Here is a 15,689-nt window from a genome sequence, read left to right on the forward strand (position 1 = left end):
TGACATCCTCCCATGATAGGCGCGCCGCCCGCGCCCGCACAAGCCAAAAATGAAACCGTTGGTTGTGAAACCAGAACTTTTGCCTGTTGGACGCCACGTCGGCGGCGGGCCTACGATATCCCCACCTTGGCCATCGGATGCGGCGCTTCAGCCTCCCCCGGGCAGCAGGCCCGGATAACCCGCGGTAGGGAGGGCCGCCCCCAACGGCCAGAGTCGAAAGGAGATTGGCATGACGGTCAAGAAGACTCGGACGCAGTGCACGACGTGCCATGCGCGATGCGGGGTGTTCGTGTACTCCGAGGACGGCAAGATCCTGAGGATCGAGGGCGATCCCGACAACCCGAAGTCGCACGGCGTGTGCTGCAGCTCGGGCATGTCGGAGCGCGAGATCCACAACAACACCGAGGGGCGCGTGCTCTACCCGATGAAGCGCATCGACTGGAACCCCGACAAGGGCGAGCGCAACCCGCAGAACCGCGGCAAGAGCGAGTTCGTGCGCATCAGCTGGGACGAGGCCCTGGGCCTGATCGCCGACGAGTGCCTGCGCATCAAGGACGAGTACGGCCCCGAGGCCATCATCACCGGCCAGGGCACCGGCCGCACCTCCAACCACTGGCACTGCCGCCTGAACTCGTCGCTCGGCCTGGAGGGCTGGTCGCTCGTGCCCACCCACGTGTGCCTGATGCCCCACATGTTGCCCAACGCGTTCACGCTGGGCGTCTACAGCCCCGCCGACGGCGACCTGGCCAACTCCAGTACCATCGTCCTGTGGGGCGAGAACCCCGCGATGGAGCGCGCGATCACCCGCACCATCTTCGACCGCCAGCGCCAGGGCGCCAAGCTCGTCGTCATCGACACGCGCTTCCAGGACATGTCCAAGCACGCTGACGTCTTCCTCCAGCCCCGCCCCGGCACCGACGCGGCCATCGCGCTCGCGCTCATGCACGAGATCATCGAGCACGGCTGGTACGACCGCGAGTGGATCGACGCGTGGACCTACGGCTTCGACGAGCTGGCCGAGCGCGTCCGGGACTGGACGCCCGAGCGCGCCGCCGAGGTCGCCCAGGTTGATGCCGACGACATCCGCGCCATCGCCGAGCTTCTGGGCACCAACGGCCCGGTTGGCATGAAGATCGGCCTCGGGCCCGGCTGCATGCACACCAACGCCATCCAGAACGGCCGCGCCGTCGCCTGCCTGCAGGGCCTGCTCGGCTGGGTCGACCAGAAGGGCGGCATCAGCGTGCCGGTGTCGTTCTCGGTCATGCTCGACGACCGCATCACGCTGTGGGACGACAAGGACCCCGGCCGCCCCGAGCTGTTCACCTTCGGCGGCGAGGAGCACCCGCTCTACAAGTCCTTCGGCCGCTCGAACGACCCCCACGCGACGTTCGAGGCCATCATCACCCAGGAGCCGCGGCCGGTGCGCGCCTACATCGCCATCGCGAACGACCCGCTTCTGTGCTACGAGAACACGAACCTCACCTACGAGGCCATGACCAGCCCGAACCTGGACATGCTCGCGGTCAAGGACTTCTACTTCTCGCCGACGGCGAAGATCGCCGACCTGGTGCTGCCGTCGTCTGACTGGGCCGAGCGCTGCACCTACGACGAGGAGATCGACGGCAACATGATCCTCACCTTCGACCAGGCCGTCGAGGCGCCCGGCGAGTGCAAGGACGACTGGTGGTTCTTCCTGCACCTGGGCAAGCTCATCAAGGAGGAGGACTGGCCGTGGGAGGACGAGAAGGACATGGTGCTCTGGCGCCTGCGCGAGTTCTACGGCTTCGACCTGACCTGGGACGAGTTCCAGTCTGAGACCGTCCGCTCCACCGAGCCCGGCGGCGAGGCGGGCGAGGTCGTCTACGAGAAGTACAAGAAGGGCCTCATGCGCCCCGACGGGCGGCCCGGCTTCCCCACGCCCACCGGTCGCATCGAGTTCTGGTGCGATGCGCTCGCGTCGTTCGGCTACGACCCGCTGCCCGACTACGTCGAGCCCCTGGAGAGCCTCGTGAGCCAGCCCGAGCTGGCTGAGGAGTACCCGCTGACGGTCATCACGGGCCATCGCCTGTACTCGTTCTTCCATTCCGCGTGGACGAACATCCCCGCCCAGCGCAAGCTCTATCCCGAGCCGTTCGCGCTTGTGCACCCCGATGACGCGCAGGCCTTCGGCGTCACCGACGGGGAGTGGATCACCATCTCGTCGCCGCGGGGCAAGATCATCTCGAAGGCGCGCGTCACGCGCGAGATCAAGAAGGGCGTCGTCGCGGTGCCGCGTCCCGGCTGGCGCGACGAGTGCCCCGAGCTGGGGCTGCCGGGGTACGGCTGGAACAAGGCGAACGGCAACATCCTGGTGCCGTCCACGCCGGCCGAGCCGGGCTACGGCGCGACGGCCATGCGCTCGTCGCTTTGCAAGATCGAGTCAGGAAGGGGTGACCTGTAATGGGCAGGATTCAGGGGAACGGCATCGCGCTGCTGCTCGACTTGGATGATTGCACGGGCTGCTTCAGCTGCGAGGCCGCGTGCCGCGAGACGCACCGCTACCCGTACGAGGAGGACTGGATGCGGGTGGTGCGCCGCGACCCGTTCCTCGTCGACGGCAAGCTGCGCCAGTACCACCTGGTCGCGCCGGTGATGGACAAGTGCGCCGCGTGCTACGACGGTGAGCACGAGCCACTGTGCGTGAGCGGCTGCCCGGCGGCGGCGCTGCGGATCGGCTCGCTCGCCGACATGGCGCGCGAGGCCGAGGGGCGCCACTGCGCCATCTACACGGCCTAGCGGGGGATGCGCGGGGGCGGGGCGCCGGGAGGCGGCCCGCCCCCGCCTGCGTCGGCTGCGCCTGGGGCGGCCGCGCGCGGCGCGGGGCGCTCGACGTGGCGGGGCGCCCCGCGGGGGAGGGCGCCTCGTGCCCGCCGGTTGATTGTCGCAAATGGCTGCGATACTATGACAATCGAAGACGGGACGTCGGGCGCGGCCCCGCGCATGGCGCGGCGCCGCGCCCCCTTTCGAGAGGGGAAGGCGATGGGCGAGCGGGACGAGGCGGCGCGGGCGCGCGGGGCGGCCGCGGGCGGCGCGGGGGAGGCTCCCAACCCGCAGCGGGACGCGGCGCTGGCGCTCTACCGCGGCATCGAGGACGACTACCTGCGGGCGCTCGAGGCCACGGGCGTCGCCTTCGCGCCGCGCGACGAGGAGCGCGCGCGGGCCCGGGTGCTCCGGGCCCAGGTGGAGGCCGCGGGCGGGCGCGTGCGCAACGGCGGCGCCAGCGTGGCGTCGGGCTTTCTCAGCCGGGCCTGCGCGGCGTGCACCGGCGACTGCGTGAGCCGCAGCTTCGCCCTCACCAACAACTGCCACCGCGACTGCTTCTTCTGCTTCAACCCCAACCAGGAGGACTTCGCCTACTGGTGCGAGCATCCCTTCCCGTGGCGCCGGCTCCTAGACGAGCTGGCCGCCGAGGAGCCCCGGCCCGCCGCCGTGGCGCTCACCGGCGGCGAGCCTCTGCTCATGCCCGACGAGGCAGTGGCCTTCTTCGCCCGGGCGCGCGAGCTGTTCCCCGACGCGCACCTGCGCCTCTACACGGCCGGCGACATGCTCGACCGCGCGCTGCTCGGGCGGCTGCGCGACGCGGGGATGGACGAGGCCCGCTTCTCCGTGAAGCACGACGACGCGCCGGCGGCCCTGGAGCGCGTGCTCGGCAACCTGGCGCTGGCGCGCGAGGTGATCGGCACCGTCATGGTGGAGATGCCCGTCATCCCCGGCACCGAGGGCTTCATGCGCGATCTGCTGCGCCGCCTGGACGCCATGGGCGTCGACGGCGTGAACCTGCTGGAGTTCTGCTACCCGCTGTGGAACTGGCCGGTGTACGAGTCGATGGGGCTCACCCTGCGCAACCCGCCGTTCCGCGTGTTCTTCGACTACTCCTACGCCGGCGCGCTGGCGGTGGAGGGCAGCGAGGAGGCGTGCCTGGAGCTCATGGCATGGGCGCGCGCGGAGGGGCTCGCCCTCGGGCTGCACTACTGCTCGCTCGAGAACAAGCACCGCGCCCAGGTGCGCAACGTGAACGAGCCGCACCGCGATGTGGACGCGCGCTACGCCTTCGACTACGGCGACTTCTTCCTCAAGGCGGGGATGGTGTTCGGGCCCGACCGCGCGCCGGTGCGCGCCGCGCTGCGCGAGACCGGCTGCCGCGACTTCCTGGAGGACGAGGCGGCGGGCTCCACGACGTTCCACCCGCGCTGGCTCGCCGCAGCCGCGGCGGTGCGCCGGCCCGACGGAGGCCTCGCGCGCCCCTGCGTGTCGAGCAGCATCGCGGTGGCCGGCGAGGACGGCGCCGTGGGCCTGCGCGAGCTCAAGCTGGAACCCCTGGAGGACGCCGCCCCCGTCCAGCTGGACGACGCCACCGCCCCTGCCGATGCCGCTGCCGGCATCACCTGCTGGGGCTAGCGCCCTCCCCGGCAGCCCGCCCCGGCGCGGGGCGAATGCGTATAATCCCCTTATGCAGAAACCGGTGGGGAACATAACCATTCCTGGCGATGCCAACGTTTGGCCGCATGAGTACCAGACTGCGCTTGCGCTGGCCAAGTCCGGCCGTAGCGTCGCCTTCATCAAGAAGAGCGAGAGCGACCACCAGTCCACCCCTGACATTCTCATGGATGGACTGACCTGGGAGCTGAAGGCGCCGACGGCGTCAAATATCAAGGCGGTGGAGAGGAACTTGAAGCGTGGTCGGTGGCAGTCCTCCCGCATTGTGTTCGATTCCCGGAGAATGAAGGGCATACCCGATGCGGCCATAGAGAGGGAGCTGAGAAAGCACGCATTCGCTCTGAAGGGGATCGATCGCGTCCTTTTCGTGAACCGTCGCGGTGATGTCGTTGACATTAGGTAGGGGTTGCCTACAATGAGTTCATCAACGCCCGAACGGTACGTCAGTTACCTTCCTCGGGCGTTCTTTTTTGCCCGACCCTTCTTTTAGGCCCTGAGAGGAGCCCTGGTGGACATCTCTTCCGTTCTCGCTGATGAGCTGGGGGTGCGGCGGTGGCAGGTGGAGGCCGTGCGCGGGCTTCTGGCCGAGGGCTGCACCATCCCGTTCATCGCGCGCTACCGCAAGGAGGCCACCGGCGGCCTGGATGACGCGACCCTGCGCGAGCTGGGCGAGCGCCTGGCCTACCTGGAGGCGCTCGAGGCGCGCAAGGCCGAGGTGCTGCGCGCCATCGACGAGCAGGGGCGGCTGACCGACGAGCTGCGCGCCCGCATCGGGGAGGCGCAGGTGCTCCAGCGCGTGGAGGACCTGTACAAGCCGTTCAAGAAGAAGCGCGCCACCCGCGCCTCGCGCGCCCGCGAGGCCGGGCTCGGGCCGCTGGCGTCGCTCATCCTGGCCCAGGGCCGCGGGAGCGCCGCCGACCCGGCCGCCGAGGCCGCGCGCTACGTGAACGCGGCCGCCGGCTACGCGACCGCCGCCGCGGCGCTCCAGGGTGCCCGGGACATCGCCGCCGAGGCCATCGCCGAGGACGCCGACAACGTGGCCGACCTGCGCGCCTTCACCCGCGCGACCGGCTCGCTGGAGGCGCGCGCCGCCGACGAGTCCGCGCATGAGGGCTACGAGGCGTACTGCGACTTCTCCGAGGGGATCGGCCGCGTCCCGGGCCACCGGGTGCTGGCCGTCAACCGCGGCGAGCGCGAGGGACGCCTCAGGGTGCGCGTGCGGGTGGACGCCGACGCGGCCGTCGAGCGGCTCGGCCGCCGCGTCATCCGGCGGGGGAGCGCCGCGCCGCAGCTCGAGGAGGCCGTCGCCGACGGCTACAAGCGCCTGATCGCCCCGTCGCTCGAGCGCGAGATGCGCGCCGAGGCCACCGCCCGGGCCGAGGCCGACGCCATCCGCGTCTTCGCCAGGAACGTGGAGGGCCTGCTGCGCCAGCGGCCCGTGCGCGGCGTGCGCGTCATCGCGCTCGACCCGGGCTACCGCACCGGCTGCAAGGCGGCCGTCATCGACGAGTACGGCAACCTGCTCGACTACGGCACCGTCTTTCCCACGCCGCCCCGCCGCGACGTGGAGGGGACGCGCCGCGCCCTGGCCGCGTGGGCGCGCCGCTACGACGTCGACGTCATCGCCATCGGCAACGGCACCGCCAGCCGCGAGACCGAGGAGGCGGTGGCGGACTTCATCGAGGGGTTCGACCGGCCGCTGCGCTACACCATCGTCAACGAGGCCGGCGCGTCGGTGTACTCGGCCTCGGCGCTGGCCGGCGAGGAGTACCCCGACCTGGACGTGACCACGCGTGGCGCGCTCAGCCTGGGGCGGCGGCTGCAGGACCCGCTGGCCGAGCTCGTGAAGATACCGCCGCAGTCCATCGGGGTGGGGCAGTACCAGCACGACCTGGACCAGGCCGAGCTCGGGCGCGTGCTCGCCGGCGTGGTGGAGCGCGTGGTGAACGAGGTGGGCGTCGACCTCAACACCGCGAGCGCGAGCCTGCTTAGCTACGTGGCGGGCGTGAGCGAGGCGGTGGCGCGCAACATCGTGGCCTATCGCGACGAGCACGGGCCCTTCCGCAGCCGCCGCGAGCTCAAGGACGTGCCCCGGCTGGGGCCCAAGGCGTTCCAGAACTGCGCCGGGTTCCTGCGCGTCGCCGGCGGGGGCGAGCCGCTGGACGCGACGGGCGTGCATCCCGAGAGCTACGAGGCGGCCCGCGCGGTGCTGCGGCGCGCGGGCGTGGGGCCCGCGGCGCTGGCCGGCGGCGGGGCGGCGGGCCTGGCCGGGCGCGTGGGCGACGTGGGCGCGCTCGCGGCCGAGCTGGGGGTGGGGGAGCCCACCCTGCGCGACATCATCGCTGAGCTGGAGAAGCCCGGCCGCGACCCGCGCGACGACGCGCCGCCCGTGGTGTTCAGCCGCACCGTGCGCGATATGGGCGACCTGGCGCCGGGGATGGAGCTTTCCGGTACCGTGCGCAACGTGGTCGACTTCGGCGCCTTCGTCGACATCGGCGTCAAGCAGGACGGCCTGGTGCACGTGTCGAAGATGGCCGACCGCTTCGTCCGCCACCCGAGCGAGGTGGTCACGGTGGGCGACACCGTCACCGTGTGGGTGACCGCCGTTGACGCTCAGCGCGGCCGCATCTCGCTGTCGATGGTGCGCGACAAGGCCTGACCCGCCGCGTCGCCGCCGGGGCGTCAGCCCTTCGCCGTCTCCCTTGCGGCCGCGGAGGCGTGCTCCATGATCCGGCGCGCGGTCGCGCGGCTCACCTTCGCGTCGTCGCCGGCGAGGTAGGCGTAGAGGTTGCCGGCGTTCAGCCCGAGGTCCTTGCAGAGCCGGTAGCGGGTCATTCCCGCGGCATCGAGCGCGGCGAGCGTGCGCGTGCGCAGCAGGCCGTTGATGCGGCGATCCGCGGCCAGCGCATCATCGGGCGCGCGGTAGGCGTCGAGGACGGCGGCGTAGCGCTTCGGCGCCTCGCCTGATTCGAGGAAGGGCAGCACGCCGCCGTGCTCCCGGATCGATTCGGCGACGCCCTCCCATTCCTCCCCGAGCCGGCTGCCCTCGGCCAGCTTGAGGAGGTAGTCCTCCCTTCCCTCCTCGAAGGCGAGGAGCAGGAGCGGCTCGGCCACGCGGGGTGCGCGTTCCCGCGCGGCGGCGCAGAGCCTTCGGAGGCTGGTGGTTCGCATGCCGGAGAGCTCCGCGCAGTATGCCTTGAGGAAGCCCCTAAACGTGCGGTTCATGGCCGTGCCTCCTCGCGTAGTCGTCATAGAGGCCCGCCATCTCGCGGTAGCGCCGCGGCGACAGGGCGGAGGCCCGCGCCTCCTCTTCGCCATGCACGAGCTCGTCCATGAGATCCCAGTCGATCTGCCGGAGGAGCTGGGGACTCTCGAGATCCTCCTGGTCGGTGGGACGCCAGGCGTAGAGCTTCATGACCGCCAGATCCTCCAGGCTCGGGCGCATGAACCGGATGCGCCTCGCGGGGAGGGGGAGCGGCACGAGGCGATCCTCGAAATTGTAGGGGACGTGGTCCAGGTAGGCTGCGACCGCGCCGTTGGCGACGCGGTGGGCCGCGATGACCTTCCTGACCGCGGCATCGCACTGCAGCACGTCGATGTCATGGGTCGCGGGCCGGCTGGTCAGGTCGGCCAGCATGAGCGCGCTGCCTCCCACGATGACCACCTGGGGGTGATGGCGGCTCTCGGCCAGCAGCAGGTCGGCCTCCTCATCGATCCTCAGGAGCGTGGCGGCGAGCCGGTCTTTCCCCAATGCGTCCATGATTCATCCCCTTCATATAATTATTATTGATATTGAATAATAATACTCTTCGCCTAAACGGGGCAAGACGCGCGGCATATTCTCCTCAAATCAGATAACGTCACATTGTCGCAATGACTTGCGACAATCATACGATCGGCGTACACTACGGCCCAGAAGGCGGGGAGGGGCCAGCCCCGCCGAGGCGCAGGGCCCGCCGGGATGCAGGACCGGGCGCCGAGACGCGGGCCCGCCGCTGGGCGGGGTCGCGCCGGCGGGAGCCGCCCGTGCACGGCGGCTCGCGCACGGGGGAGGGCCGCGCATGCGACGCCCTCTCCTGGGGAGGGAAGGACGCGGGAGGCGTCCTTCACGCAAGAGAAGGAGGAGGAATGTCGGATTCCGCCGCCCCGGTCCGGGGCATATCCCGCAGAAGCTTTCTCAAGACCTCCGCTGCCGTGGCCGGCGCCGCGGCCGTGAGCGGGGGCGCCATGACCACCCTGGCGCCGGATGCCCACGCGGCCGAGACGCCCGAGGAGCGCGAGGTCGTCTGCGTCTGCGGCTGCAACTGCCAGGGCACCTGCTCGCTGGTGGCCACCGTCCGCGAGGGGCGCATGGTCAACATCCGCGCCAACGAGAACATCCCGTACCCGGCCTACGAGCGCATCTGCATGCGCGGCTTCAGCCACGCCAACCGCCTGTACGACTTCAACCGCGTGCTCTACCCCATGAAGCGCGCCTCCTGGTCGCTCGAGGATCCGCACGTCGAGAACCGCGGCAGCGACGAGTGGGAGCGCCTGACCTGGGATGAGGCCGCAAAGCTGGTGGGCGAGACCCTCGAGTACAACACGAAGAACTACGGCCCGCACTCCAACTGCATCCTGGTGTCGGCGGGCAACTCGTTCGCCGCCTATGGCGGGCTCACCGCGGGCATCGGCTTCATCAACGCCTTCGGCTTCCAGGGCCTGGACGTGTGCCTGGACTACGGCGACCTGGTGGGCATCGGTGAGGTGACGGGCAGCGGCTGGGACTTCAACCAGCGCAACATGTCGGGCGACTACCGCTTCGCCAAGACGCTGCTCATCTGGGACTCCAACCCGCCGAACTCCGAGCCGCACAACTGGCACTTCTGCATCGAGGCCAAGGAGGCCGGCGCGAACCTGGTGGTCATCGACCCCACCTACACCATCGCGGCGCGCCAGGCCACGAAGTGGGTGCCCATCAAGCCCGGCACCGACCCGGCGCTCGGCATGGCCATGGTGAACGCCATCATCGAGAACGAGTGGTACGACACCGACTTCCTGCGTGACAAGACCTGCGCCCCGCTGCTCGTGCGCGAGGACAACGGCCACTTCCTGCGCAGCACCGACTTCGGCGAGGCCGGCCCCGCCCAGCTTCCCGAGTACCCCTTCTACGGCATGCTGCTGCTCCAGGGCACCAAGGCCGGCAAGATCCCCACGGCCGAGCAGACGGCCGCCTACGTGGTGTGGGACGCCGACGCGGGCGCCCCGGGCGGCCTGAACGACGTGGCGAACCCCGCGCTCGAGGGCACCTTCGAGGTCAACGGCGTCAAGGTCACCACGGCCTGGACCCTGCTCAAGGAGCACATGGCCGAATGCACGCTCGAGTGGGCCGAGGAGATGACCGAGGTTCCCGCCGACACCATCCTGGAGCTCGCGCGCATGTACTCCCAGGACACCCCATCCACCATCTACGCCGGCTACCACCTCTACGATAACTGCGAGGAGATGGGCATGACCTGGGCCACCCTGGCCTCCATCACCGGCAACATCGGCAAGCGCGGCGCCTCCATCGGCCACCTCGGCAAGAACAAGCCCTCCATCAACCAGGCGGGCATCCTGTTCCCCGCGGGCCTGGCCGGCATCACCGACGAGCTGCCGTGGCTCCAGCTCCCCGAGGTCCTCGAGACGGGCCAGTACAAGGGGAAGGACTTCCCCGTGCGCCTGCTCTACAACATCGGCGCCAACCCCGTGGGCAGCTACGCGGCCCAGCGCAAGACCATCGAGGAGGTCCTGCCGAAGATCCCCTGCATCGTCACCAACGACATGGAGTTCAGCGAGACCTGCGAGTACAGCGACATCGTCCTGCCGTGCACCCACTACTTCGAGTACGACTGGGTGCAGGCGTCCTCGCACACGCCGTTCCTCTACATGGCCAACAAGGTGGTCGACCCCATCGGCGAGGCCAAGGAGGACGTCGACATCTTCCGCCTGATCGCCCAGCACACGAGCAACGAGAAGGCCAAGGCGTTCTACGCGAAGACCAACGAGGAGATGATGCGCATCGTCCTCGATACCGAGAAGGGCAAGCCCTGGGGCATCAGCTACGACAACCTCAAGGAGAAGGGCGTCATCGCCGACCGCGAGGAGAACTGGATCCACTGGGAGGACCAGCGCTTCCCGACGCTGTCCGGCCGCCTCGAGTTCTACGTCGAGAATCCCGGCGCCCGCATCAACATCGGCAAGCCCATCGACAAGGACTTCTACCACCTGCCCACCTACCATACGCCCGACGAGGCCTATGACGGATCCGAGCAGCACGCGAAGTACCCGCTCTACCACTACTGCGAGCGCACCCGCTGGCACCTCCACACCCAGTACAACCACGCGCCCATCCTGCGCGAGCTCGACCCCGAGCCCTACCTGCGCATGAACCCGGTGGACGCCGAGGCCCGCGGCATCGCCCCGGGCGACTACGTGGAGGCCTACAACGACCGCGGCCACTGCGTCTGCAAGGTGAAGTTCGACAACGCCGTGCGCCCCGGCATGGTGGCCTCGCCCAAGGGCTGGCACCGCAAGGCCTACGTGGCGGGCAGCTACCAGGAGCTCACCAACGATCATCTGAACCTGCTGCACCAGAACAGCTCGTTCGACGACACGCTCGTCGAGGTGCGCAAGTACGAGGGAGAGGTGAAGTAGGATGACCCATTACGGAATGGTGATCGACACCGAGAAGTGCATCGGGTGCCACGTGTGCGCCATGGCGTGCAAGCTGGAGAACAACCTGCCCAACGACATGTGGTGGAACCGCGTCCTCACCGACAACGGGGGAGACGCCGAGTTCGACATGGTGGGCGGCACCTATCCCGATGATCTGAAGTTCGGCTACATCCCGGTGTCGTGCCAGCACTGCGAGAACCCGGCCTGCGTGAAGGTATGCCCCGTGGGCGCCACCTACCGCGACCCGGAGACGGGCGTCGTCCGCCAGGACTACGACAAGTGCATCGGCTGCCGCATGTGCATGTCGGCCTGCCCCTACAACGGCGTGCGGTCGTTCAACTGGGAGGACCCGCAGTACCACATGGACTACGCGACGGGCAGCAAGGACGCCCCGGCGCACCAGAAGCACGTCGTCGAGAAGTGCACGTTCTGCTACCACCGTACCTCCCAGGGCGAGGAGCCGGCCTGCATGCGCCTGTGCGTCGGTCGCGCCCGCTTCTGGGGCGACCTGGACGACCCCGACAGCGACGTGTCCAAGATGATAGCGAGCCGCAACTACAAGCAGCTGCTGGAAGACCGCGGCACCAAGCCGTCCGTCTACTACCTGGTCTAGAAAGGATGACGACCATGTCTGATATCAACAACGGCGTCGGCGTCATCGACGACGACTTCAACCCGGCCGCGGCGCCGAAGGCCCGCGAGGCCGCGGGCGCCCGGGCGGCGACCTGGGGCGGGAAGGGCCTCACCGTCGGCATCGGCGTGTCGGCCGTGATCACCCTGATCGGCATCGTCTTGTGGGTCATGCAGCTCTCGGGCGGCATGGTGCAGACCGCCATGAGGAACCTCGACTCCTGGGGCCTCTACATCACGATGTTCATGTTCTTCGTCGGCTTGAGCGCCGGCGGCCTGATCATCTCGTCGGTGCCGAAGGCCTTCGGCATCAAGGGCTTCGGCGGCATCTCCAAGGTGGCTGTGTTCAGCTCCATCGCCTGCACCGTGGCCGCCATCGGCTTCGTCGTGGTCGACCTGGGCCAGCCGGTGCGCCTGTGGGAGCTCTTCGCGTACTCCAACCTGGGCTCGCCGCTGATGTGGGACATCATCGTGCTGGGCACCTACCTCATCCTGTCGTGCGTCTACCTCTGGGCGCAGGTACAGGCTGAGAAGGGCAAGGTGTCCCACACGGCCCTGCGCGTGATCTCGGTCGTCGCCCTCGTGTGCGCCGTGCTGGTGCACAGCGTGACCGCCTGGATCTTCGGCCTGCAGCAGGGCCGCGAGATGTGGCACACGGCGCTGCTAGCCCCCTGGTTCGTGTCCTCGGCCCTCGTCTGCGGCACCGCGCTCGTCATGGTGGCGTCCATGGCCCTGCGCGCGGCCGGCTACCTCAAGCTCGACCAGGCCCACCTGGTGAAGCTCGCCAAGCTCCTGGCCGTGTTCGTGCTCGTCGACCTGTACTTCTTCGGCTGCGACCTGCTCACCGAGGCCTTCCCGGCCGCCGACGGCATGGCCGTGGTGGACATGCTCGTGTCCGGCCCGCTCGCGCCCTTCTTCTGGGGCGAGATCGTGCTCTGCGTCGTGGCCGCCGTCATCTGCCTGGTGCCCTCCCTACGCACCAACCCGCTGCTGGCCGTGGCCGGCGTGGCCGCCATCCTGGCGATCCTCTGCAAGCGCGTGCAGCTGCTGGTGGGCGGCTTCCAGATCAACGGCCTGGCGGACTACGCCGGCCCCCTGACGCCGATGACCGTCACCGGCTGGGAGTCGGGCATGGCCGGCGCCTACCAGGGCATGGTCTACTGGCCGGCCCCCATCGAGTGGGGCGTGTGCCTGGGCGTCATCGGCCTGGCCGTGCTCATCTTCCTGCTCGGTGTGAAGTACCTGCCGCTGCGCCCGAAGGCCGACGAGCAGTAGCCGGCCCGGGCGGGCTTGCCTGCCCCCCCCTCTCTCTTCGGGGCGGATCGGATCTCTCCCTCCTCCGATCCGCCCCCTTCCTCACGCAGGCGCGGCCGCTCCCTCCCGGGGGGTCGGCCGCTTCCTGTCATATCTTGTCATAGTATCTACGACCTGACATAATGCAGGTAGTTCGCGGGACGGCCCGAGGGCGCAGGGGAGCGCCGGCATCCCGCCTGAGGAGAAGGCTGTGCCCATGGTGAAGAAGCTGCTGATAACGTTCGCTGCGCTGGCGCTCATCGGCGCCTGCGTCCTGGGGGCCGGGGCCCTCGCCCAGCCGGGCGCGGCGCCCGTGCCCGTGCCCATCGAGGAGTCGTCGCCCTGCCCGGCCACCGGCTGCGCCAGCGGGTCGTGCCACGGCTTCGACGACGTGCCCGAGCCCGACGGCGTCCACGAGATGACCTGCCCCGAGGCGGGCTGCGCCTCCGTCGAGTGCCACGCCTGGGACACCCTGCGCGGCCGCTACCACCAGGCCTCCGACGCCTCGCTCAACCTGTGGATACTCATGCCCGTGGCCGTCGTCATCGCGCTGGTCCTCGTCGTCCGGAAGGTGAGGTGATCGCCATGCGCGGAAAGCTCGCCGTCGACGCCGTCGCGCTCGTCGCCTACGTCGTCGTGTCCCTGCCCGCCCTCACGGGCGTGGCCTTCCACGAGTGGCTGGGCCTGGCCGTGTTCGTGGTGCTGGGCGTGCACCTGGCCCAGCACCTGATCCAGGCGCTGCCCCGCCGCAAGGCGTCCCCCGCGCAGGACGCGGCCGCCCCGGTTCGCGGCGCCGGGGCCCGCACGGCTCGCACGGTGCTCGCGGTGCTGCTCGCCGTGGCGCTCATGACCTGCGTGGTATCGGGCGTCATGGTGTCGGGCGCCGTGCTTCCGGCGCTCGGGCTCTACGCCGAGGGCTACTACTTCTGGAACCCGCTGCACGCCGCCTCGGCCAAAGTCCTTTTGGCTCTCCTTCTGATTCACCTGTTCCTGAACGCGGGAATAGCGTATCGTTTGCTCAGAAGAAAAAGCCCCTCCGCGAAGAAGGAGACCGACCATGACCGTGACCGCTGATACCTGGCAGGCCCGCGCCGCCCTGTGCGAGCTGCTCGCCCTGAGCTTCCGCTACCCCGATGACGTGCTGGTGGGCGCGCTCGCGAGCGGCGAGTGGGGCGAGGCCGCCGAGGAGATCGTCGGCGTCCTGGGCCTGGACTGGCCGGCCGACGGCGCGCCCGGCGCCGCCGAGGCCGCCCAGATGGACGACCCCGACGAGCTCAAGCACGCCCTGCGCGCCGAGGCCACGCGCCTGTTCGTGGGCGCGCCCGAGCCGACGTGCAGCCCCTATGAGGGCGTCTGGCGCGCGGCCGACGACGGGGTGCAGGCGCTTCTGTTCGTGAACCCGCACTCCATGGACGTGGAGCGCTTCTGCAAGGCCTGCGGCCTGGGCCGCCCCGAGGGCACCAACGAGCCGCTCGACCACATCGCCACCGAGATGGAGCTCTTGGAGTACCTGGCCCTGCGCGCCGCCGTGGAGGCGGCGGGCGCCGACGCGGCCCCCGACGGCGACGACGCCGGCGAGCCCGGCGACGTGGTGGCCTCGGCCGACCTGCCGGGCGGATCGCCCGAGGCGGCCTACGCCCAGTTCCTCGACGAGCACGTCCGCACTTGGGCGCCCCGCTTCGCCGACAAGGCCGCCGAGGAGGCGCGCCTGCCGTTCTACCCCCAGGCGGGCAGCCTGCTCAAGGCGTTTCTCGCCGCCTAGCGCCCGCTGCGCGCCTGCGCCGGCCCGCGCCCGCGCCGTGCCCGCCGCGCGCCATCCGCGCCTTTCCGACGGCCCCCGGATCCCCCGGGGGCCGTCCTGCGTCTGGGCCGTTCGTGACGGTTGCGGCGGTCGTTGGTTCCAGGTACAATGCGCCCTAATGAACAGCGTGTTCATTTTTGCTCTCGCTGTGCAAGACGGGGGAAGGAGCCTGTTGGCTGATACCGGTGGGGCCTGCGTGCAGGACCGGCGCATCGTCCGCTCGAAGCGGGCGCTGCGCGACGCGCTCATCGCGCTTCTGGAGGAGCGCGGCTACGACGCGTTCACGGTCAATGACCTGTGCGCCCGGGCCGATCTCAACCGCGGCACGTTCTACAACCACTTCCGCGACAAGGAAGATCTGCTGCTCACGCTCGAGGACGAGGTCATCGCCGACCTCGACCGCTTCCGCGAGTCGATGCGGCAGATCTCGCTCACGCAGCTTCTGCGCTCGCGCCTCGGCCGCGCGCCGCTGCCGTTCCTCGTGGATCTGTTCGACTACCTGCGGGGCCAGGCCGACTTCCTGCGCGCGGTCATGGGGCCGGGCGGCGACGTGCGCTTCGCCCCGCGCCTGCGCGATGCCGTGTGCACCGATCTCATCGAGAACATCCTCCACGAGCGCTACCGCGAGAACCCCACGCCGTTCGTCAGCTACTACGTGGCGTTCTACGCGTCGGCGTACCTGGGGGTCATCACCCGTTGGCTGGAGACGGGCATGGCGGAGTCATCCGAGGAGATGGCCGTCATCGCCCTGCGCCTGCTCTTCATCAAACCTGGCGAGTCCATCGAGCTTTAG

Annotated in this window: 14 protein-coding genes; 12 read left to right on the forward strand and 2 right to left on the reverse strand. The window is 69.7% G+C overall.

Annotation, left to right across the window (positions count from 1 at the left end; all coding sequences use genetic code 11):
• Window positions 1-229 precede the first annotated feature (229 nt).
• The 5 genes from LPT13_RS03515 to LPT13_RS03535 all read left to right on the forward strand — a co-directional run bounded on the left by LPT13_RS03515 (window position 230) and on the right by LPT13_RS03535 (window position 7,135).
• A complete protein-coding gene (locus LPT13_RS03515; RefSeq protein WP_242163571.1) occupies window positions 230-2,440 on the forward strand; it encodes a molybdopterin-containing oxidoreductase family protein in 2,211 nt (736 codons plus the stop codon).
• A complete protein-coding gene (locus LPT13_RS03520; RefSeq protein ID WP_242163573.1) occupies window positions 2,440-2,775 on the forward strand; it encodes a 4Fe-4S dicluster domain-containing protein in 336 nt (111 codons plus the stop codon). The genes LPT13_RS03515 and LPT13_RS03520 overlap by 1 nt, the downstream gene beginning before the upstream one ends.
• Window positions 2,776-3,018: 243 nt before the next feature.
• Window positions 3,019-4,437 (forward strand): radical SAM protein, encoded by a 1,419-nt coding sequence (locus tag LPT13_RS03525; RefSeq protein WP_242163575.1) that lies wholly within the window; start codon window positions 3,019-3,021, stop codon window positions 4,435-4,437.
• Window positions 4,438-4,489: 52 nt separating this feature from the next.
• Window positions 4,490-4,879 carry a CdiA C-terminal domain-containing protein gene (locus tag LPT13_RS03530; protein ID WP_242163577.1) on the forward strand — a complete coding sequence of 130 codons (390 nt, stop codon included), beginning with the start codon at window positions 4,490-4,492 and terminating at the stop codon, window positions 4,877-4,879.
• Window positions 4,880-4,984: 105 nt separating this feature from the next.
• The gene (locus LPT13_RS03535) at window positions 4,985-7,135 is read left to right on the forward strand and encodes a helix-hairpin-helix domain-containing protein (RefSeq protein WP_430622553.1); all 2,151 of its coding nucleotides are present in this window, start codon (window positions 4,985-4,987) and stop codon (window positions 7,133-7,135) included.
• Between the two features lie 23 nt (window positions 7,136-7,158).
• Here LPT13_RS03535 and LPT13_RS03540 read toward each other — a convergent pair whose 3' ends face one another.
• Both LPT13_RS03540 and LPT13_RS03545 read right to left on the reverse strand, forming a co-directional pair.
• Complete coding sequence (locus LPT13_RS03540; RefSeq protein WP_242163579.1) at window positions 7,159-7,701, reverse strand: hypothetical protein; 543 nt, start codon at window positions 7,699-7,701, stop codon at window positions 7,159-7,161.
• Window positions 7,685-8,236, reverse strand: coding sequence for a DUF6036 family nucleotidyltransferase (locus LPT13_RS03545; RefSeq protein ID WP_242163581.1), 552 nt, complete (start codon window positions 8,234-8,236; stop codon window positions 7,685-7,687). Before LPT13_RS03545 ends, LPT13_RS03540 begins: the two co-directional genes overlap by 17 nt.
• Window positions 8,237-8,604: 368 nt before the next feature.
• Between LPT13_RS03545 and LPT13_RS03550 the strand changes: the two genes are divergently transcribed.
• The 7 genes from LPT13_RS03550 to LPT13_RS03580 all read left to right on the forward strand — a co-directional run bounded on the left by LPT13_RS03550 (window position 8,605) and on the right by LPT13_RS03580 (window position 15,689).
• Window positions 8,605-11,151, forward strand: coding sequence for a molybdopterin-containing oxidoreductase family protein (locus tag LPT13_RS03550; RefSeq protein ID WP_242163583.1), 2,547 nt, complete (start codon window positions 8,605-8,607; stop codon window positions 11,149-11,151).
• 1 nt (window position 11,152) lies between these two features.
• A complete protein-coding gene (locus tag LPT13_RS03555) occupies window positions 11,153-11,785 on the forward strand; it encodes a 4Fe-4S dicluster domain-containing protein (protein ID WP_242163585.1) in 633 nt (210 codons plus the stop codon).
• A gap of 14 nt (window positions 11,786-11,799) precedes the next feature.
• Window positions 11,800-13,077 (forward strand): NrfD/PsrC family molybdoenzyme membrane anchor subunit, encoded by a 1,278-nt coding sequence (gene nrfD, locus LPT13_RS03560; RefSeq protein WP_242163587.1) that lies wholly within the window; start codon window positions 11,800-11,802, stop codon window positions 13,075-13,077.
• A 235-nt stretch (window positions 13,078-13,312) separates the two neighbouring features.
• Window positions 13,313-13,675 carry a hypothetical protein gene (locus LPT13_RS03565; protein ID WP_242164267.1) on the forward strand — a complete coding sequence of 121 codons (363 nt, stop codon included), beginning with the start codon at window positions 13,313-13,315 and terminating at the stop codon, window positions 13,673-13,675.
• Between the two features lie 5 nt (window positions 13,676-13,680).
• Window positions 13,681-14,169: a DUF4405 domain-containing protein gene (locus LPT13_RS03570; protein ID WP_242163589.1), complete on the forward strand. Its 489-nt coding sequence runs from the start codon at window positions 13,681-13,683 to the stop codon at window positions 14,167-14,169.
• Complete coding sequence (locus LPT13_RS03575; RefSeq protein ID WP_242163592.1) at window positions 14,153-14,857, forward strand: TorD/DmsD family molecular chaperone; 705 nt, start codon at window positions 14,153-14,155, stop codon at window positions 14,855-14,857. Before LPT13_RS03570 ends, LPT13_RS03575 begins: the two co-directional genes overlap by 17 nt.
• A gap of 208 nt (window positions 14,858-15,065) precedes the next feature.
• A complete protein-coding gene (locus LPT13_RS03580) occupies window positions 15,066-15,689 on the forward strand; it encodes a TetR/AcrR family transcriptional regulator (RefSeq protein WP_430622562.1) in 624 nt (207 codons plus the stop codon).

This window comes from Adlercreutzia faecimuris, assembly GCF_022669055.1.
Lineage (GTDB): Bacteria > Actinomycetota > Coriobacteriia > Coriobacteriales > Eggerthellaceae > Enterorhabdus > Enterorhabdus faecimuris.